At 59.1% G+C, this 19073-nt stretch carries 12 protein-coding genes and 6 pseudogenes; 8 read left to right on the top strand and 10 right to left on the bottom strand.

The genetic code is table 11. The annotated features are described in order from the left end of the window. Positions 1–1441 precede the first annotated feature (1441 nt). The 6 genes and pseudogenes from AB3X96_RS39715 to AB3X96_RS39690 all read right to left on the bottom strand — a co-directional run. Positions 1442–2050 (bottom strand): transposase, encoded by a 609-nt coding sequence (locus AB3X96_RS39715; RefSeq protein ID WP_368594053.1) that lies wholly within the window; start codon positions 2048–2050, stop codon positions 1442–1444. Between the two features lie 465 nt (positions 2051–2515). Further along, positions 2516–3793, bottom strand: coding sequence for an acetyl-CoA carboxylase biotin carboxylase subunit family protein (locus tag AB3X96_RS39710; RefSeq protein WP_368594052.1), 1278 nt, complete (start codon positions 3791–3793; stop codon positions 2516–2518). A gap of 55 nt (positions 3794–3848) precedes the next feature. Further along, positions 3849–5081 carry an ATP-grasp domain-containing protein gene (locus AB3X96_RS39705; protein WP_312883726.1) on the bottom strand — a complete coding sequence of 411 codons (1233 nt, stop codon included), beginning with the start codon at positions 5079–5081 and terminating at the stop codon, positions 3849–3851. 10 nt (positions 5082–5091) lie between these two features. Continuing rightward, complete coding sequence (locus AB3X96_RS39700; protein ID WP_176369594.1) at positions 5092–5787, bottom strand: iron-containing redox enzyme family protein; 696 nt, start codon at positions 5785–5787, stop codon at positions 5092–5094. Between the two features lie 158 nt (positions 5788–5945). Continuing rightward, positions 5946–6887: a DMT family transporter gene (locus tag AB3X96_RS39695; protein WP_368594051.1), complete on the bottom strand. Its 942-nt coding sequence runs from the start codon at positions 6885–6887 to the stop codon at positions 5946–5948. A gap of 322 nt (positions 6888–7209) precedes the next feature. After that, positions 7210–7594 (bottom strand): annotated as a pseudogene (locus AB3X96_RS39690) (LysR family transcriptional regulator); the annotation flags it as partial. Between the two features lie 167 nt (positions 7595–7761). Here AB3X96_RS39690 and AB3X96_RS39685 point away from each other — a divergent pair. The 3 pseudogenes from AB3X96_RS39685 to AB3X96_RS39675 all read left to right on the top strand — a co-directional run. After that, positions 7762–8783, top strand: a pseudogene (locus AB3X96_RS39685) (IS110 family transposase). A gap of 327 nt (positions 8784–9110) precedes the next feature. Then, positions 9111–10472 (top strand): annotated as a pseudogene (locus tag AB3X96_RS39680) (IS1182 family transposase); the annotation flags it as partial. 426 nt (positions 10473–10898) lie between these two features. Beyond that, positions 10899–12090 (top strand): annotated as a pseudogene (locus tag AB3X96_RS39675) (IS4 family transposase); the annotation flags it as partial. Positions 12091–12200: 110 nt separating this feature from the next. On the opposite strand, the gene AB3X96_RS39670 reads toward AB3X96_RS39675, so the two are convergent. Beyond that, positions 12201–12413, bottom strand: a complete 213-nt coding sequence (locus tag AB3X96_RS39670) for a hypothetical protein (RefSeq protein ID WP_368594050.1) — start codon at positions 12411–12413, stop codon at positions 12201–12203. Continuing rightward, on the bottom strand, positions 12410–12685 hold the full coding sequence (locus tag AB3X96_RS39665) for a hypothetical protein (RefSeq protein ID WP_368594054.1): 276 nt from the start codon (positions 12683–12685) through the stop codon (positions 12410–12412). Before AB3X96_RS39665 ends, AB3X96_RS39670 begins: the two co-directional genes overlap by 4 nt. 345 nt (positions 12686–13030) lie before the next feature. Between AB3X96_RS39665 and AB3X96_RS39660 the strand changes: the two genes are divergently transcribed. The 3 genes and pseudogenes from AB3X96_RS39660 to AB3X96_RS39650 all read left to right on the top strand — a co-directional run bounded on the left by AB3X96_RS39660 (position 13031) and on the right by AB3X96_RS39650 (position 15078). Beyond that, complete coding sequence (locus AB3X96_RS39660) at positions 13031–13294, top strand: transposase (protein ID WP_368594049.1); 264 nt, start codon at positions 13031–13033, stop codon at positions 13292–13294. Between the two features lie 359 nt (positions 13295–13653). Next, a pseudogene (locus AB3X96_RS39655) lies at positions 13654–14196 on the top strand (IS6 family transposase); the annotation flags it as partial. 540 nt (positions 14197–14736) lie between these two features. After that, entirely contained in the window at positions 14737–15078 is a 342-nt protein-coding gene (locus tag AB3X96_RS39650; RefSeq protein ID WP_368594048.1) for a reverse transcriptase N-terminal domain-containing protein, read from the top strand. A gap of 30 nt (positions 15079–15108) precedes the next feature. Here the strand turns inward: AB3X96_RS39650 and AB3X96_RS39645 are convergent. Then, positions 15109–16210, bottom strand: a pseudogene (locus AB3X96_RS39645) (IS110 family transposase). Between the two features lie 182 nt (positions 16211–16392). Then, on the bottom strand, positions 16393–17007 hold the full coding sequence (locus AB3X96_RS39640) for a hypothetical protein (RefSeq protein WP_176112343.1): 615 nt from the start codon (positions 17005–17007) through the stop codon (positions 16393–16395). Positions 17008–17458: 451 nt separating this feature from the next. Here AB3X96_RS39640 and AB3X96_RS39635 point away from each other — a divergent pair. Together AB3X96_RS39635 and AB3X96_RS39630 are read left to right on the top strand one after the other, a co-directional pair. Continuing rightward, positions 17459–18639 (top strand): IS3 family transposase gene (locus AB3X96_RS39635; protein WP_368594047.1). Its coding sequence is split into 2 segments (ribosomal slippage): positions 17459–17717 and positions 17717–18639, totalling 1182 coding nucleotides; the frame shifts between segments, so codons are not numbered across the junction. Continuing rightward, the gene (locus AB3X96_RS39630; RefSeq protein WP_368594046.1) at positions 18636–19067 is read left to right on the top strand and encodes a 4Fe-4S dicluster domain-containing protein; all 432 of its coding nucleotides are present in this window, start codon (positions 18636–18638) and stop codon (positions 19065–19067) included. Before AB3X96_RS39635 ends, AB3X96_RS39630 begins: the two co-directional genes overlap by 4 nt. Positions 19068–19073: the final 6 nt, after the last annotated feature.

Raw genomic sequence — 19073 nt, 5'->3', positions numbered from 1 at the left:
GCGCCGGCGTCGTCGACGGCTAGGTGCCGCTGCTTCTTCAATAGTGTTCACGTGTCCACCTATTTAAGTGAACACGATGCTCCCAAGACTTTCACCGTGACTCAAGATGGGATGACCGGGCGCTTACGAACCATAGGGTAATTGCCGCACAAGAGCGCCGCGACGCCGCAATGGCCACTTGCATCGCACCTTTGTGTGGTTTATGGAAATCCTAGCAAAAGTATCTGAACCACTGGCTGTCCGGGCAAGGGTTCTAACATATGATGAAACCGCCGAGAAGGCTCAGTGAGGTCTTGGCTACACCGGAACGTCTGGGTTTTGCCAATGGAAAACCCGCGTTCATCGCAAGCGTGTAGCCCGTCGGAGGTCCAGTTCCAGGGAGCTTTAATGGCTGCAGCAACAGAGCGAACGGTCGCGATGCGCCCGCTGGACAATTCCATACCATTTTGAACGTCGTGGTGGATAGCAAGCTGAAACCGCTAACGTTCCGCGCAACGGCTGGAACTGACGGCGCGGCAGATTCGCCGGCTTGTTGTGCGGCTCGGAATTTGGGCCGTGGACTGGTTTCCGGACACAAATCTCGCGCAGCGAGACGCTGTCGAGATGCCTTGTTCCGATCGTGCTCACGATTATCCGCGGTTGATACGCCAATTTTTGGGCCGGCCCCTAGCGTTGGAGAAGCCACGGGAATCTCAGAGTCCGCAGGGCGACGAAAGGGGTCATATCGAATGACGGGCGAAGGCCTGTGGATCCTGCGTCGACTGCATCAGCCGACGGTCTACCAGTCACGCACACGATAGGAGCGCTTGGACGAGTTCATCCAGATTGATGGCGGGATCACCGCTAGCTCGAGGACCGCGGTCCAGCGTGCACGCTGTTGGTGTGTATGTCGATGACGCAACCAGTCCCGTCATGCACCTGCAATTCACTCAGGAGGAATCGACGTTCCACCAATTTAAGGCGACGCGCGTTCTTATCGAGCGCTGCGGCAAACCTGGCGCTGTCAGGTTGGTGCCCATCTGCACTCTCTATGTGAACAGTAGTAATGCTTATTATATAATTGTTTTGATTGCTCCCGGAACGTACAGCCGTACCATGTGCCGATGCGCTGTTTGACTATGGCGAAATAACAGGCCGCGTTCCTCCGTGTGTGCAGCACCAAGCGCTGACGAAAGGGGCTTAGCGATTGTGTGCGACGCGTATCTCGAAAGGGAACATCTGACGTTCGCGGTTACGGGTCGGCAGATCACGCGTGCAGCCGCTTTGATAAAAATGTGCTTAGCCCTAGCAGGATGCGGAAATACCCCGCCCGGAATCGGCCTTCCACGATTTGAGCGCCCACCGTCGCTAAATCTTTCGCATTGTGCAATTTCAACGCGCATCAACCTTTTTAAAGCACTGTGAGGCCGGCTTCTGGCCTCATTGCCGCCTTTTCCAGCCACTATGGGCGGATTTGTGCCAGGGATCGCATGCGCACGAGGTTATAGGCCGTCATGTTCAACACGAACATCTGGTCCACCTTCTTCAAGCCGCGCACCATCACCTGGCGCATGCGCCCTACGGTCTTGGCCCAGCCGAAACCTTGTTCGATCAACTTCCGCTTTTCCACGCTGAAATGCTCCCCCGAGAGCAGGCACTTCTTCTCGGCGATGGCCACTACGGCGTTGAAGAATTCGATCACGGCATCGTGCTTGATCAGACGCTCCCGGTTCTTCGTGAAGACCGTGGGCACCCACACCTCGTCATCCATGGCCAGGCCGATGAACCAGCGAAACAGCAGGTTGTACTGCACCTGCTCCATGAGTTGGCGCTCCGAGCGGATGCTGTAAAGGATCTGGATCAGCATGGCTCGCAGCAACTTCTCTGGCGCGATGCTCGGCCGTCCACCCTTTATGTCAGCTTCGTACATCCCCGCGAACAGTCGATCCATCTTCGCCAGCGCTTCGTTCGCCATCACGCGGATCGAACGCAACGGATGCGACTTGGGCACGAAGTCGTCCAGCTTGCGTACGGAAAACAAACTCTCGGTGAACGTGTCGGCGCCGCCCATGATCTCCAGTGGGCAAGTGGTGGTTCATCTATCAACGCTTCACGAACTCTGCGCGATGACGTGTTTCAGCGGTACTTCAGCAACCTGCTAGGGAGTCCAGGAATTCCCACTTGCCGCGGGATAGCTGCGCGATTGGTCGGCGACGCTTTGCTCCAGCACGCCGGGTTTGCATGTCCTGCTCATCGAGCAGTTTCCCCACCACATACGTCTCGTCGCGCGGCGTCACAAACACCACTTCTAAATGCCTAGTGCTGCGAGGTTTCTACCGAACCGCCCTAGCGCACCGAGCCAATCGATAGCCGGACTTGACATGCCAGCAACGAATCGTTGGTTCCGTACCTGAGTACGCCGCCTCGCTCCGAACGAGAAGTGTCCGTCAACAGCGCAGCTGATCATAACAGCAGGGAACCGCTGGCCGTGGTAAAGCGATTTCGTCGCGTTCATTCTCTCCTTCCAACGAGCGCCTCATCGGCAGCGTGATGGCGCATTTTCGGGCAACGGATAGCCATCATGCCAATGCCCGCGCGGCCAAGCGGGGCGGCTAGGGGCATCGATATCGCCGAGCTCGTACTGGAAGCGCTCCAAGGTCGCGGCGATCGCTGCATCAATCTTATCTTCCGATCGACCGCGGTAGCGAAACCGGCCGAGGATCTCGTCGTAGCCGCCCTTGCCGTCGAAGACATGATTTGCCTTCGGCGTAATGGCCGCATACAGCGGTGCGATACCGTCCGGGACAACGGCTCGCAAGAGGCGGCTGCCGGTCGCCTCGGGGAGCAGCAGAAACCCTCCTAGCTCGGTGGAGCGGGCCGCTGCACCCACGCCTGCCTCGGATGCAAGCGACGTCCCGTAGTTGAGCTGCTGACGGACCCACAGGCTGAAGATGTCAATGCCGTAGAGATCGCGGAACAGGAACGGAATTTCGCCGCCGCCTACGCGCGCGCCGATCTCAAGGAAATACAGGCCGTCGGAGCCGCGAATCACTTCGAGATGAAAGGCGCCGTCCACCAGCGATAGGGCGCGGAGACTCGTTTGCGCGAACGCGAGTAGTTCGTCGTTCGACGGTCCAGGCTGCAACATTATCGACCCCAGCGGTTTGCCATTGGCGAAGTCAAGGCATGAGTTAAGGTAGCGCGACGCCCGGATGAGCAACGGCTTGCCGCTCAAGACGATACCGTCAACGTGATAGATCGGCCCTTCGATGAACTCCTCGCATTCGTACGAAGTGCCCGTAAGTCGGGGCAGGAGCGCACCGAACTGTTCCACCGAATCGACCCGGTGGACACCGATGCTTGCCGCGCCGGTTCGCGGCTTGACGATAAGCGGATGCCGCAGTCCGGCGACAGTGGCGAGCGCGTCCTCCCGATCGTTCAATTCGACGAACTGCGGCACGCGCAGACCGGCCGCACTGACGACGCGCTTCATCACCGTCTTGTCGCGAAAGCGTGCTGCGGTGGCGGGCCGGTCGCCCGGGACGTCGAAGGTTTCCCGCAGCTGTGCCGCGGCGAGCAGGTCGAATTCGGACAGCGCGATCAGTCGGTCGACACCGTTCAGCCTAGTACGGCATGCGTCGAATGCCACGCGCAGCCTGTGTATATCGTTGAAGTCCGGGAGGATCTCGATGTGCGAGATGCGCGTCGCTTCGAGAGCTTTCGCGCCTTCCGGTGTGCACAGATAGGCAACGTCGTGCGCGTCGTGATCGATGTATCGGTGATAGGCGGCAAAATCGTCGGACCAGCGATTCATTACGACACTTCGGGTACGGCGGGGGAAGGGGGTATACGTCATCGCGACTCGTCCTTCAATGGACCTTGCATGTCAACCCCATTTCGAGCGCGCATTGCGCGTCGTTCAGTCGGCGTTCGAGCGTGGGGCGATCGGGCGCTGTAAATAGCACGTGGCCGACCCGGCCGCGGAAGTCGGTCGGCGGCGATACCCAGTCGCCGATGCGCGGATAGATTTCCGCTTCTTGGAAGCCAGGCTGCGCACGCACATTGTCAAGCCCGCTGACACCGACGAACGGCCCGGCTGCCTCGGGTGCGAGAAACCGGACGCCGCTTACCCGGGTGCTCCGCCCGTGGCGGTATCCCGGGGCCGGGTCCCATTCCCCGAGATAGCTACGGAGCATGACTTCCGGTAGCGAGATTGACTTAGCTAGCTCAACGAGCCGGTAGATCCGGTCGCCGCCGAGCCGCGCGGCGATTTCGATCAGCGTGGGACCGTCGCGCGTCATGCGCACTTCCGCATGAAACACGCCCAGCGTCAGGCCGATCTCTCTCGCCACCGTTTCGACATACGCGCTCAGCCGAGCTCGGTCGCGGTCGTCGAGCGTAGCGTCGACCACATGTCCCATCTCGACGAAGTAGGGCTCGGGCCCGAGGATCTTTTCGGTAATGGCAAGCATGCGCGGACCGAGCGGACCGACGTAACCTTCTACGCTGTACTCCGGGCCGTCGAGATACTGTTCAAGCATCATCGCTTGACCAACTTCGCGGCCCATGTCCGGAACAGATCGATGCGCAACGCTGTCGATCGTCGCGTGCAACTGCGCGAGCGAATCGACGCGGCGCACCAGTAGGCTGCCGCAACCATCGACCGGCTTCACGACGGCCGGAAATCCGACGTGCGCCGCCGCGCGGGCGACGTCGCCACGCTTTGCGATCGGCGCGAAACGAGGTACAGCGAGCCCGGCCATGCTGAGTCGCTGACGACTACGGTATTTGTCACGTGTGAGCGCGGCCGCTTCGGGCGCTAGATGCGGTAACCCCAATTGCGCGGCCGTCTGCGCGACGACGTCGACCGCGTACTCAAAGCCGGGAACGAGCGCGTCGATGCCCCCGACTGTCCGCACTGCTGCAGCGACATCATCAGCCGAGCCAGTGTCGACACTCGTCAGCGACGCCACGGTCCGTAGGTGCGTTGGCGGCACGATGCGGGTATCTGCGCAGAACACGTGTACCGGGTGCCCGAGCCGCTGCGCTGCAGCGATCAGCGCGGTCCCCGATGAGACAGGCTCCACTACTACAATAGCCACGATGCGCTCCTCATGCAACGACCACGTCCGACTGGCGCCCGGTTTCTGCCTTCAGTTCGTCGAAGTAATCGCCGACCAAGCCGATGAAGTTGCGAAGATGCATTTCTGCCTTGTCGATGCCACCCCATCCGTCGATCGCGCGCTGGACGGCGCCCCACATCAGATCGTCGTGGTCGTGCGATTCGTCGTATTGGATATGGCCAAGCGAACCCTTAACGGTGTGGTGCCCGAAGGCTCGACCCGCAGCCTCGGTGATCGTCTTATTGTAGCGGTCCGAATACCATTCGACGAACCAGTTCCATGCCATCGTCGGCAATGGGCCATCGCGTTCGATGCTGAGATACAGATAATTGATCAGCTTCCTGGTCGAGTGGAGCGGCTCAATGGTGTCAATCTGTTCGGCGGTGAGGCCGAATTTTTCGATGTCGCGCAGAAAGAGTCCTTCGTGGCCGTATTCCTCGGCGAGGTATTGCGCGAGGATCTGCGCGAGTTGATTGTCCTTGAAGCCGATCTTGTAGAGCGCGAATGCATCGACTTCATTGTTCAGGCGGATGCGCAGCACTGTCTCGACGAGATGCCGCCGATAGTATTCGCGGTCGATCCATTCGCCACGGTGAAACGCGGCGGTGTCGGGCGAGGCGGAAAAGAGCGCCTGCATTTCACAGTCTGCAACCAGTTCGAAACGGGCACGATCTTGGTGGGCCATTTTCAGTCTCCAGTAAAACCACATGAAGGGAAACAGCATCGCAAGCGCGACACATACAACGACGACGCGAATCATCCGCAGTTAGTGTCTCGGCAACATCCGAATACGCGGAAGAAAATGCAGTGCGAGACGACGATCCACCTGCCGGCAACGCCGGCCTATTCTTGGCGGCAGCAGGCTATGCTGGCGCTGATCACGAGCAACGTGCCGATGTTTTGCAAGCCCAGCATAGGCTGACCGAGGACGACAAAACCGATTGCGGCAGCAATGGCGGGTTCGATGCTCATCAGAATGCCGAACGCGGACGCCGTCATGCGCCGCAGCGCGAGCATCTCGAGGACGTAGGGCAGGAGCGGCACGAGTACCGCGAGATATGCGGCGTCAATCAATTGCGCGGCGGGCAGATGGCCACCGCTTTGCGCAAGACCAAACGGCGTGGTGACCAGGGCCGCGACGATCAGCGACATTGAGAGCCCCTGCAGGCCATCGAACAGCGTGCCGACTCGTTTCATCATCACGATGTAGGCTGCCCATCCGAGCGCAGCCCCAGCCGGAAAGACCAGCGCGGTTAACGAGGTGGTCCACATGCCGTCCTGCCGCGCAATCAGGACGACGCCGACCATCGCCACCATGGGCCACACTAGCATCCGGAATCTGCGAATGCCGGCCGTCGCGACGATGAGGGGACCAATGAAGCTGATGCCGACTGCGAGACCAAGGGGCACGCGCTGCACGGCTTCGAAGTAGCACAGTGTCATGCCGGCCATGGCGCTACCGAGGACGAAAGCGGCGCTCCAGCGCTGTCGGGAGTAGGTATGGAGCGGCGGTCGCACCACGATCGCGAGCACCAAGCCCGCGAAACAAAGACGCAGCCAAGTCGTGCTGAGCGTACCGTATTGCATTGTCACGGGTCGCGACAATGCAGCACCAAGCTGCACGCTGCACATCGACGCGATAGCCATGGCAGCCGCGAGCACGCTGGCAACAGGTCGCGAAGACGGCTTGGAACCAGGGGGGTTAGCATCAAACGCATCGCCTTTAACTGGCTCAACCCCGGTGTCGACACGATTTGCTTGGACGACATCTAAATCTTCGCTCATACTCGGCTCCGCGGTGACGACGGGAGAATCCTAACAGCGCATATCCGCTCTGTATAAGCCGTTAATTTTTTTGAGTGCATCAATCATATTGATGATTCGCGATGGAGAAAAGCCTGTTTTTGCAGGTAAAATTACCGGCGGTAGGCTCACTCCGCGTGGAAAAGAGAGTACTGGTTCTTATCGGATGATCGTCTCGATTGCGCGCCGGAAAGTCCAGTCATGCGATGTGCCACAGCGTGCTATGAGTATGGCGGGATGATGGGCGGTCTTCCTTTGCTCTGAAATCCATCAACTTGATGGCTGGCGTCGACACGCAGCGGTTCTGGAAGCGATCAATGCCCGGCAGAAGCCATTTCGCGACGAACGCCGGCCTAACGGTCAGCGTCAACACGCCCACAGCCGAGCCCCTTCTTTAGTCGCGCAAATTCCAGATTCAACCGATCGAACCCCTCGCGGATGTTAGGCAGCGCCCGAAGGGCGACGGCCGTTAGTACAAGAGGCGGTCGCCCGCCGGTAGCGCGGTGGAACAGCGGTACGTCGAGGCATTCTTCGAGACTGAGAACGAATTGACCAACCTCGGTGGGCGTAACATTCAGTTCCATTGCAGCAGCCGAGAAGCCCGGGTGGCGCGCGCTCGACTCCAAGGCTCGCAGCGCGTCCGGGGGAACCGGCCATGCACAGAAAGATTTTCTTTCAACGACAAACAAAACATCTCATTTGTGAGTGTGAAGTCGACTGGCCGAGATGGAATGGACGCCGCCCTCCATTCGGGGAGGTAGGGTCCGGCAGGAAAGCGGAGGCCCTCCAGAACCGAATGGCATCAATGTGCCAGAGTGGCGTTTCGACACGTCCACTTGAGGAACGGAGGGCCCAAATGAATGCTACGACATACGGACTGGATGTTGCAAAACAGATCTTCCAGATGTACTGGGTCGACGCGCAAACGGGTGAGGTATCCAATCGACGGTTTCGGCGCGACGAGTTGATAACGTTTCTCGCCCAACGGCCGGCCGGTCTTGTAGCGCTTGAAGCGTGCGGCAGTGCGCACTGGTGGGCCCGCAAGATCCAGGCGCTCGGACACGAGGTGGTGTTGTTGCATGCGAAGTTCATTCGACCGTTCGTTCAGACGAACAAGACCGACGCAGCAGATGCTCGGGCGATCTGGACAGCGGTTCAGCAGCCGGGGATGCGAACCGTGGCAATGAAGACAGAAGACCAGCAGGCCATGCTCGGTCTTCATCGGATGCGCTCGCTGCTCATCAAATTCCGGACCATGCAGGTGAACCAGCTGAGAGGTCTCCTCTACGAGTTCGGTGTGTCGTTCCGAGCCGGTCGCGTCGCCGGACTCAATGAGATCCGCGCACGCATGGCCGAACTGGAATGCGTCCTGCCCGGAATCATGATTTCCAGCCTGCAGGACCAGTTGAGGCGTATCGACGGGATTGAGCAGGACATTGAGCAGCTTGAGAAACGGATCGGCGTCTGGCACAAGCAGGAAACGGCGTGCCGTGCAATCGCTGAAGTGCCTGGCATCGGCAGACTGACTGCAACAGCGCTGGTGGCTACGATCGGGGATGCAAAGACGTTCAAATCTGGCCGCGAATTTGCGTCGTTTCTCGGACTCGTTCCACGGCAAAGCGGCACCGGAGGCAAGGTCCGGCTGGGCTCAATCTCGAAGCGAGGTGACCCCTACTGCGCACCCTGCTAATCCACGGTGCGCGCTCGGTGATGTGTCACACCAAGGTTCCAACAGCATGGCAGAAAGGAATTCGGGAGCGACGACCGGCCAATGTAGTAGCGGTGGCCCTGGCCAACAAAATCGCACGCATCGCTTGGGCAATTCTCGCTCGCGGCGGCACGTACGAGAAGCATCACGTCAGTGTGAAATCTGTTTAGCAGGGAAGCAGTAAATCCAAGACCGCAGTCTCGATAGGTTGCTGAGGTTGATTAACATGTGATGGCGAAACAGGTCGGACCGCAGGAACGCAAGCCTGAACACACCCTTGTACTGACAAGTACGTGGCCGAGATGAGGACGTTCCTGGCGTATTCCATCAGGGCCCGCAGCTTCGGCTTGCAAAAGGCCGCATATAAGACCGCAGCCGACACCTCGTTAGCACATCACATCAAGATCAACTTGGCAAACCGGGCGGTGTCCATATAAGGGTGTGTGAAAACGCACTCATCGCCTAAACTGAATCAACGCATTGAGATCGGGTGACTCATGAAGCGATTCGTTGAAGGCGATGACCGCAAGCAGGTCGCACTGCTTCCCGAATGCATCGATGACTACATCGGGCAGGACAATCCGGTGAGGATCATAGACGTGTTCGTCGACGAACTCGATCTTGCGGAACTCGGCTTCGACGGGGCTTCGCCCGCTCTCACCGGTCGGCCGTCTTATCATCCTGCAGTGATGCTCAAGGTCTACATCTACGGGTATCTGAATCGCTTGCCTTCCAGCAGGCGTCTTGAACAGGAATGCCAGCGAAATCTCGAGATGATGTGGCTGACGGGACGCTTGGCACCGGACTTCAAAACGATCGCAGACTTCCGCCGCGACAATGGTGCCGCCATTCGCAACGTGTGCCGGCGCTTCGTCGAACTGTGCCGCGGCCTGAAGCTTCTTTCCAGCGACATGGTGGCCATCGACGGCAGCAAGTTCAAAGTCCTAAACAGCCGCGACCGGAACTACACCGCTGGCAAGATCGATAAGCGTCAGCAGCAGATCGAGGAGAGTATCCAGCGGTACCTCGACGCGATTGAGACCGCGGATCGCGTCAGTCCGACCGGTTTCGATGTGAAGACCGTACGCCTGCATGAGAAGGTCGCTTTGCTGCGGCAACGGATGCGCGAACTCGAGCAGATCCGGAAACAACTGAAGACGCAACCGGACAGACAGCTGTCACTGACAGATCCCGACTCGCGTTCGATGACCAGCAGCGGCAAAAAGACCGGAATAGTCGGCTACAACGTACAGGCCGCCGTAGACACGAAACATCACCTGATCGTTGAACACGAGGTGACCAAGGTCGGAGGAGATCACGGGCAGCTCAGCAAGGTCGCGCTCGCAGCAAGAGACGCGATGGGCAAATCCGGACTCAGGGTGCTAGCCGATCGGGGCTACTTCAGTGGCCCGGATATTCGTACCTGCGGACTCTCGGGTATCAAGGCATATGTACCGAAGCCGTTGACGTCTGCATCCCGAAAGAAAGGCCTTTTTACCAAGCGCGACTTCATCTACATCGCTAAAGACGATGTCTATCGTTGCCCGGCCGGCGAGCGCGCCATTCATCGGTTCACGACTGTCGAACATGGCATGAATCTGAAGGTGTACTGGCCCAGCGCATGCCCGCGTTGCCATCTGAAGGAGCGATGTTCTCCAAGCGACTACCGACGCATTCGACGCTGGGAACATGAACAGATACTGGAAGCCATGCAGCGACGGCTCGACCGGAATCCAGACGCAATGACGATCCGGCGCAGCACCGTTGAGCATGTGTTCGGTACGCTCAAACATTGGATGGGTGCCACGCACTTCCAGACCAGAACCCTCGCACGAGTGAGCACCGAGATGAGCCTTCAGGGGACGCTTCAGGAAACGGAAAATAAAGCACGACAAGGGCTTCCCCGCTCATCGCAAGCATCAAGCGTGGTTTTTGTCTTTCTGACTGCAAGGCCGTCGGTGCGCGTGAGAAGGTGAAGGACTGCGGCACTACAACCGGTCATGTTAGGCCAATGGCCTGGCCCGTGATGAAAGACGCGCGCAGGGGCCTCGCTCGTTTATCGGGAAAGAAAATCCCCCGTGCTTTGTCAGGCATGCCCCCGCGCGGGTCCAACCCATCTCGTTATACAGAAGTGGTGCAGTAGCAGCTGTTCGTCCGAAAGCGTATTGAGCGATGCACCGGCGTGATGGGGGTTGTTAACGGCCAGAATTTCGCGTTTACTCTCGACTTTTCGAATGCAGATTCGTAATGAGCCGGGAGCGTGGGTGGACGAGGAATTTGAAACACTGGATCTGGGTGACCCGAGGCGCGATCGTCGCGCGAAGGAATTGCTAAAGCGGTTTGCCGCGCGTCCAACGGCGAGTATTCCGGGTGCCTGTGAGGGCTGGGCCGAGACGATTGCAGCATACCGCTTTCTGGGCAATGAACAGATTGACTGGCGCGACATGATGCAGCCGCACTGGGAACGCACCGCAGCGCGCACGGGCGAGTTACCGGTAGTCCTGTGCGTGGCTGACACGACCGAGCTGAACTTCAACGGCCAGGACATCGAGGGAGCCGGCCCGCTCAGTTACGAAGCGCAGGTGGGCATGTATCTTCACGCTACTTACGCGCTCACACTCGATCGGGAGCCGCTGGGTGTCATGAACGCGTGGATGTGGGCACGCGAGCCGCGCCACGAAAACGGCCAGCGTGGCGGCGTATGCGAAAGCTATGAGATCGTGGCACAGCAGGCGGCATCCATGTCGGGCACGCGGCTGGTATATGTGGCCGATCGCGAGGGTGATTCGCCGCGCTCATGCGGCGTGCACAGGAGTTGGGCGAGCCGGCTGACTGGCTGATCCGCTCCCAGCACAACCGCGCACTCAAGGGCGAAGCAAAACTGTGGGAGACGGTGCACGCGAGCGAGGTGCTCGGTCAGATCAGCTTCGTGCTGCCCGGGCGGGATGGCCAGAAGGCGCGTGAAGTGAAGCAGGAACTGCGTGCACAGCGCGTGAAGTTACCCGGGCGCGGCGGCGTCGAACTGAGCTGCATTGAGGCATGTGAAGTGGATGCGCCCACTGGCGTGAAGCCCGTCGTCTGGCGCCTGCTGAGCAACCGCGAAGTGCCCGATGCACATGCCCTCACCGAACTGATCGACTGGTACCCCGCGAGGTGGAAGATCGAGATGTTCTTCAATGTGTTGAAGAACGCCTGCCGGGTTGAAACGTTGCAGCTCTCGCAACTGGAGCGCGTGGAGAAGGCGCTTGTACTGTATATGGTGGTATCCTGGCGTATCGCACGGCTCATGCGGCTGGGCAGGACCTGCCCGGACCTGGATGCTTCGCTGTTCTTTGATGCTGACGAGATACACGGCGCTCACGTGCTAGCAAAGAAACCCGCCCGAAAAAGCCACCGACGCTTAACCAGATGATTCGGATGATCGCGTCACTGGGTGGATTCCTCGGGCGCAAGGGCGAGGGCGAACCCGGCGTTGAATTACGTCAGTCCGATGCAATTTGAACAAGACTGGCACGCCGCACAGCGAAAGGAAGCGGCATAATAAGTGCTCGGTTAGCGGATACGAAAATCGCGGGCAACGTCAACCCTTATTGCGACAAGACCGAGGCCGGTCGTCCGGCATACTGAATAAACTCCGCCAGGCTCATACCACGGGGCACATGCTCCGACAGGATCTGGTTGACAATGTGCTCGAACCGGCGCTGCGCGTGCGCATCGTTCCGGTACGGCTGGGCCTGCACGATCAGAGCCGCGGCCACGAACGCCGCGTGGAGAATGTCCTGCGCTTCCCGTGATGTCATGCGTCCTCTGCCATCGGATGAGCACCGAACCTCATGCTGCTCCGCCCTACCAGCCGCTCCTCGCGGGCATCCGCGCAGCGGCGGTTCAGCATCATGCGAACCGGATACCGGTCAAGCAGAGCCCGCGCATTCGTCAGCCCGTAACCAAAACGTAGCACGTGCTCGATGTCCGTGAAGTCGGTGTAGCGCCCCGAGTCGGCCAGCCAGCATGCTTCCTCAAGGATGGCCGCTTCCCCTGGCGAAGGCGCCGCACCGCCGTCCTCTTCCGTCATCACACCCTTCATGTCCATGTCGTCACCAAATCGTTGAGCATGCCTCCGGACGCGGCATCGAGAGCGACCTAATGCGACACAGCCATATTCGCGCCGACAGCGCCCAATTGCGTTCAGGCAGCTCATGAAAATCTGCATTCGTGATGTGGAGTACTGTACATCGCGGAGCGTACTATGCGGCATTTTCACGTCGACTAAAAATCGATTGTTTGGATAACACTGATTCACGTAACGAATGCATGCGGCGAATATTATTACGTCTCGCGCTAAAAGAGAATCGGCGTCGCGAGGTATTGAGGTCCGGCCAAGATCCGGTCGAATTTCTATCATAAGCCTCGTGGTTAAGTGCCCACTGTAATCGTGCTGGACAACGCGAGCATCCATCACGGTATCAGCGAGGAAACACGGCAACGTTGGCTTCTTGAACATAAGACGGTCCTGTTCTACCTGCCGGCCTACAGTCCTGAACTGAACATGATCGAGATCGTATGGCGGCACCTGAAATACCGATGGCGAAGCGCCCTGACATGGACACGCGAGACCATCGACACCGAACTTAACGCACTGCTAAACAAGTACGGCCCCGATTTTCAAATCGATTTTTCGTGAACACTTATGACATGTGGGATGCATCCGTCAAATCGAACGAAGCGGCGCTGAAGGTGATGTAGGAAGAAGCCGCCAGAAGCTGGCCGGGCGCCACCCATATTCCCAGCCTCAGGTCCTGCAAACTGCTGGACGCCTTTGTCATCTCGTCCTTGCCTCCCATGTTGTCGAGGAAGTTACAAACAGCAGGGCCCCTTCGCTCCACCAGCGTTACCCGGCTTCACAGCTAGTACGGACCCATCCGCCACCCTCTCGCCTTCGGTCCACTTCCCGGGTTCGCCGGTTATAGGACCTACCTTGCTCCGGCGATTTCGCGCCGGGGCGAGGAGTTAAAATTGGGTAGCGAATTTTTGAGCTGTGCGATGAAGAAGACGAAGACACCGCGAACCACACTCGCGCCGGGCCTGGCCAAGGTCCTGAAGCGCCTTCACTACCCGCTTGAAGTGATTTTGCTGTGCGTGCGATGGTACGTGGCCTATTCGCTGAGTTTGCGCAATCTTGCGGAAATGATGGACGAGCGTGGTATCGCGGTGGATCATTTGACGGTGTACCGCTGGGTCATCAAACTGCTGCCGCTCTTCGAAAGGAGGTTCCGCAGGCACAAGCGTGCGGTTGGGAAAAGCTGGCGCATGGACGAGAGCTATATCAAGATCAAAGGCGAGTGGAAATATCTTTACCGGGCAGTGGACAAGGCGGGCGACACGGTCGACTTCCTGCTCAGGACCCGGCGGGACAAGGTCGCTGCCCGGCGGTTCTTTGAAAAGGCGATCGCCCATAATGGCACGCCAGAGACCGTGACCATCGACAAAAGCGGTTCCAATCTGGCCGCACTGGATGCAGTGAATGCCGATCGCGAGACGCCGATCAAGGTCCGCCAGATCAAGTACCTGAACAACATTGTCGAAGTGCGACACGAGGTCGCTTACAGAAGTTGTTCGCCCTTTTCGCTGCATGGAAGGAGTGAACCACCGGTGTCACCCGGTGAATCTAGGAACCTGAATCAAGAGCGGCTCTGACAACGTAACGAAGCGCCGCAAGGTGCGGGGTATCAATCGCGAGAGGCGTACCCTTCTGGCAGCCATACGCTGGATGAGTGCAAGATAGTCGGTATGGTGAAAACATTTGAATCTGCGATAGGGTCGTTATGTTGAACGAGCGGAAATGGCTATTGCGCTCGAACCAAAACGATACCGGAGGTGGGAACAGCGTCTTTCGATTGCGCTTTTCGTGACCCATATTCCTCCCGGCCCAGAGCAGGCACCTAACCCGACGTACTTCCATAGGCGGAACGTGGAAACCCCGTATCGCTCCCTTCGGGGACAGCAGGCTGCGAGGTCTGCCCATGGCGGTGCGGGCACAGCAAGGGGGAAAAAGCGAATGCCCGGCTGTAATGGACGGGATACGGGTTGCAACATCACCCGACGCGAAAGCGGGCAGACTTCCTCATGGTCTCTTCTCACCAGAGAGTTTGCAGAACCATCTACATGGAAGGAAAGCAAATGGGCGCAGCAACACGGGCGCGTGCACCTTCTGACGTGACGTGGGACGGCATCAACTGGGCCGATGTTCAACGTCAGGTAAGAAGGCTGCAGTCGCGTATGGTAAAGGCGGTACAGGCCGGCCGCCATAACAGGGTGAAAGCCCTGCAATGGCTGCTGACCCACTCGTTTAGCGGCCGTGCATTAGCCGTAAAGCGGGTGACTGAAACAAAGGCAGGAACACCCCCGGTGTGGACAAGATCACATGGAAAACACCGGCGGCAAAGGCCAACGCGATTGCGTCGTTGAAGAGGCGGGGTTACCGACTTGTCATCAGTCTCATATGGACTGCCCGCTACGCGGCAATGCAAGCGCCATCGCGAGTCGGGCAATGTCCCAGATGAAACCGGCCAATTCGCGCGCAACGGCAACGACCGCAATGTTGGCGTTCTTACCGCGGGCCACGAGCTTGCGATATCGCCGGCACAGTCGCAACTGAGCATCCCACGCCCGATCGATAATCGCTTTGGGCAGCCCTTCGTGTCGCTGCTGAATCTCGGGCGCAACGCGTGCCATGTGCCGATAGCTCCAGGCAGCTTCCACAAGTAGCTTGCGGGCATAGCTGTTACCGGTCTTGGTGATGCTGCCCTGACGTCGCTTGCCGTCCGACGAATGCTCCGAGGGCGTTACACCGAGCCATGCCATGAGCTGACGTGGATGCGTGAAACGCGACAGGTCTCCCAGTTCTGAAACCATTACCGACAGCCGTAACAAACTGCACTCCGCGCATCGCCTGCAGAGCCAGCACCACAGGATAAAAGCGCCAGTTGACAACTGCATCTCGCAACGCCAACTCCAATCGTCCACATTGCACAAGACGATCCTCAATTGTGCGCCGATGCTCTTCAAATGCCAGTTGTTGCCAGGCGTTAGCGAACGAGTACTCGGAGAGCCAGCGTCGGTGCGATTCACCCCAGTTCGCGCGCCCCGTATAGCCCACGCCATGTGCGAGAAGAAACGACTTCAGTCGCTGACGGGCTTGCCGCAAATCCTCCTTGACGGCTGCCCACGCCCGCGCCAGATCCCGGAAGGCTTCGTCTTCGACACCGGGCACATACACGGCAGTCAGGTCGCCTGCGCGAAGAGAACGAACGAGCTTCGCGGCGTCGCGCCGGTCCGTCTTGACGCGCTCGCCGGGTTTCCTGGGAATCAGCGACGGCGCACAGACCATGCTCTCGAAGCCGCGCTGCGTCAGTTGCCGATGCAGCCCGTAGCCGCACGGACCCGCCTCGTAAACCACGCGCACGTGTGAAGCCTTCGACTGCAGTCGCTTGCAAAGCCGATCGATCTCCGTTTGGGTTGTGCCGATCTTGCCAAGCGATTCGACCTCGCCTGCGTCAATCGCGTAGGCCACCGTAATCGATTCCTTGTCGGGTAGCAGCGGCGCATCACTGCGCCGCCGCCCCCTGAGAACCGGACGTGCGGGTCACCCCGCATCCGGCTCAAGCCATTGCTTCAGCATCATGGGTGGCACCGGGCAACCTGGCGGAGCGTTTCGCGGTTCGGCTTGACGCCCCGGATACTTTACTGCGGTCGCATACCTTAGGCTGTCAACCGCTGTCGTCATTGTCGCAAATTGGAAATTCCAATAAACATCGCGATCGAGAAACACCGCCGAACTGGCGACAACGCTTGCCAGCGTGAGGCAAGCGCATGCGTGAAAATAATCAGTATGCGCGTCGTATAATCGTATTCGTGGCTGACAGGCGTTGGCGAGTGCATGGCAATTTCTGTATCCGCTTTCCTATGCCATCCAGTGCGCGCCACCCGAAATCGCGATACCGATGTCGTATCGGTCCAGAAAACTCGCAAGCTGCGGGTGCTGCAGGAGCGGGGTGGATTGGTCGCGTTGAACAAGCGTTGCGCGGTCGCTGAAGATCGCGACCGACTCGGCATTCGCAAAGCGCGAGCGATAGTAGATCCCGTCGAGCTGGAGCGGGTGGTCGTGGATCGCCAGGCTCCAGCGGTTGGGAATCGACCAGTCGGGCGTTGACTCAGGTCCAAACGACAGAACGGGCTCGCGAGGATATCGCCAACGCGGCTAGCAGGAAAAAGCGAGTGGAGCGCCACCTCAATTGCTTGCCAGTCGGTAAAAGAACCGCTTTCGGCGTATTCGAACGCCGTCCTCCGGATATCCTCGCGCCACACCAACGTGTCGGCGTTGATGACATTCTTCATCGGCGCATTCGCTCTGGGTAACCGTTCGTGTGCCATCGTACGTAACCTCTCAGGCGTTTCCAGGGCCACCGTGCGAGGTCGACTGCTTTCCGCTCCTAACCATGGTGCGCCATGCTTAGAAAGCCTGCCGCCTGCTCTCGCACCCACATTCGCAAAGATACGCATATGTTTCGCCTTCGACGTTGATATGCGTCAATGCTGAGAACAGCCCCCCGGCGAAGTGTTTCGCTTTCGGCCATGCGCGTGCACCCGTCCGTTTGCCAACACGCGATGTCGTGAACCGCACATTCAGGACAGTCACTCAACGATTTAATATGTTGTGTCGGGTTTTTCGTAGCTGGTACGTAAACTGCATTGACCATTGCGAACGTGCGGACACGTTTGACCTTGCCCTCGAAAAACGTATCCGTTACTGAGAGTGTGTAAAACTTCAGTGACGGGGGATTGAGCAATGGGTAACCCGAGGGCGCGGTACACGCTGGAGTTCAAGGTTGAAGCGGTGCGCATGGTGCGTAACGGCCAGAGCCAGTCGGCCACGGCGAAGATTCTGGGGATCAGCACGCAGACGCTGAACACCTTGATCAAGGCCGACGATGCTGGCAAGCTCAATGGCGCAGGCAAACAGGTATCGGCCGAACAGATGGAGATTGCCCGGCTGCGTGCCGAGTTGGCCCGTGTGAAGATGGAGCGCGACATATTGGAAAAAGCCACGGCGTACTTTGCAAAGGTGTCGGCATGAAGTACGCCTGGATTGAGCGGCACAGCCGACAATGGCCGGTTTCCGTGGCCTGCGAGGCGCTGGGTGTCAGCCCCAGCGGTTATCACAACCGGAAGGCGCGCGACGTTGATCCTGATCGGCCGCGCCGCCGTATCAGCAACGATGCGCTGCTGATCCACATTCGCGCAGTCCATGCCGAATCCAAAGGCGAGTACGGCTGGCCGCGCGTGTGGAAAAAGCTGCTGGCGCAGGGCATTCGCGTGAGCAAGGACCGGATTCAGCGGCTGACGAAGCTGCATGGCATCAGGGCACGCACCAGGCGACGGTTCAAGGCCACAACTGATAGCCAGCACAACTTGCCGGTTGCGCCGAACCTGCTGCAACGTGACTTCTCGCCGGCGAAGCCCGATCAGGTCTGGACGACAGACATCACGTACCTCTGGACCGAAGAGGGCTGGCTGTACCTCACCGTCATCCTGGACCTGTTCAGCCGACAGGTCGTGGGCTGGTCGCTCAAACCGCACATGCGTATGGAGCTGGTTTCTGACGCATTGCGTATGGCGTGGTTCCGCCGTCGCCCCGAAGCCGGCCTGATCCTGCACAGCGACCGTGGGAGCCAATATTGCAGCGACGAATTCCAGGCGCTGCTCAAGGGCTACGGCATGCGTTGCTCGATGAGCAGAAAGGCCAATTGCTGGGACAATTCGCCGACCGAGAGCCTGTGGGGATCGCTCAAGCAGGCGCGCATTCACGGCCGGCGCTTTGCGACGCGTCGCAAGGCGATGGACGAGGTACTTGATTGGCTGAGCTTCTACAATCATGGTCGTCTGCACTCGACGTTGAACCGGAAGCGTTCAGGCAGTCGTGGCTCTACACGGAGCTGTACAAGGCGCGCAACTTCAAGCAGTGGATGAGCAAGGGCCTGTACCTGGGCACGCTGATGGTGGGCATCGAGCAGAAGCTGCTGGGCGGCAACGTGCCGTGGACGCTGCATCACCAGCATCGCGACCATGAAATGCTCAAGCCTGCGTCGCAGTGCAAGCCGATCGAGTACCCGAAACCCGACGGCAAGCTCACGTTCGACCGGCTCTCGTCGGTGTTCATTTCGAACACGAACCACGAAGAGAACCAGCCCGCGCACTTGACGCTCAAGGATGCGAGCGTACCCGTGATCGTGAACCTGCGCACCTACGCGGGCCCGGAAGCGCGCTTCTGCCCGGCCGCGGTGTACGAGTTCGTGAAGAACGACGATGACAGCGACCGTCTGCAGATCAACGCGCAGAACTGCGTGCACTGCAAGACCTGTGACATCAAGACCCGACGCAGAACATCGTGTGGGTGACGCCCG

Origin of the sequence: Paraburkholderia sp. BR13439, assembly GCF_040948805.1 — a bacterium.
GTDB classification, from domain to species: Bacteria; Pseudomonadota; Gammaproteobacteria; order Burkholderiales; family Burkholderiaceae; genus Paraburkholderia; species Paraburkholderia youngii.
The sequence above is the reverse complement of the archived record's forward strand: the minus strand, read 5'-3'. Positions and strand labels throughout refer to the sequence as shown.

Coding starts and splice junctions, on each gene's coding strand:
- AB3X96_RS39640 (WP_176112343.1), bottom strand. CDS start 17,007: ATGAAGAATGTCATCAACGCCGACACGTTGGTGTGGCGCGAGGATATC.
- AB3X96_RS39630 (WP_368594046.1), top strand. CDS start 18,636: ATGAGCAAGGGCCTGTACCTGGGCACGCTGATGGTGGGCATCGAGCAG.
- AB3X96_RS39700 (WP_176369594.1), bottom strand. CDS start 5,787: ATGGCCCACCAAGATCGTGCCCGTTTCGAACTGGTTGCAGACTGTGAA.
- AB3X96_RS39715 (WP_368594053.1), bottom strand. CDS start 2,050: ATGGGCGGCGCCGACACGTTCACCGAGAGTTTGTTTTCCGTACGCAAG.
- AB3X96_RS39695 (WP_368594051.1), bottom strand. CDS start 6,887: ATGAGCGAAGATTTAGATGTCGTCCAAGCAAATCGTGTCGACACCGGG.
- AB3X96_RS39650 (WP_368594048.1), top strand. CDS start 14,737: ATGGTCTCTTCTCACCAGAGAGTTTGCAGAACCATCTACATGGAAGGA.
- AB3X96_RS39670 (WP_368594050.1), bottom strand. CDS start 12,413: ATGACATCACGGGAAGCGCAGGACATTCTCCACGCGGCGTTCGTGGCC.
- AB3X96_RS39710 (WP_368594052.1), bottom strand. CDS start 3,793: ATGAATCGCTGGTCCGACGATTTTGCCGCCTATCACCGATACATCGAT.
- AB3X96_RS39665 (WP_368594054.1), bottom strand. CDS start 12,685: ATGACGGAAGAGGACGGCGGTGCGGCGCCTTCGCCAGGGGAAGCGGCC.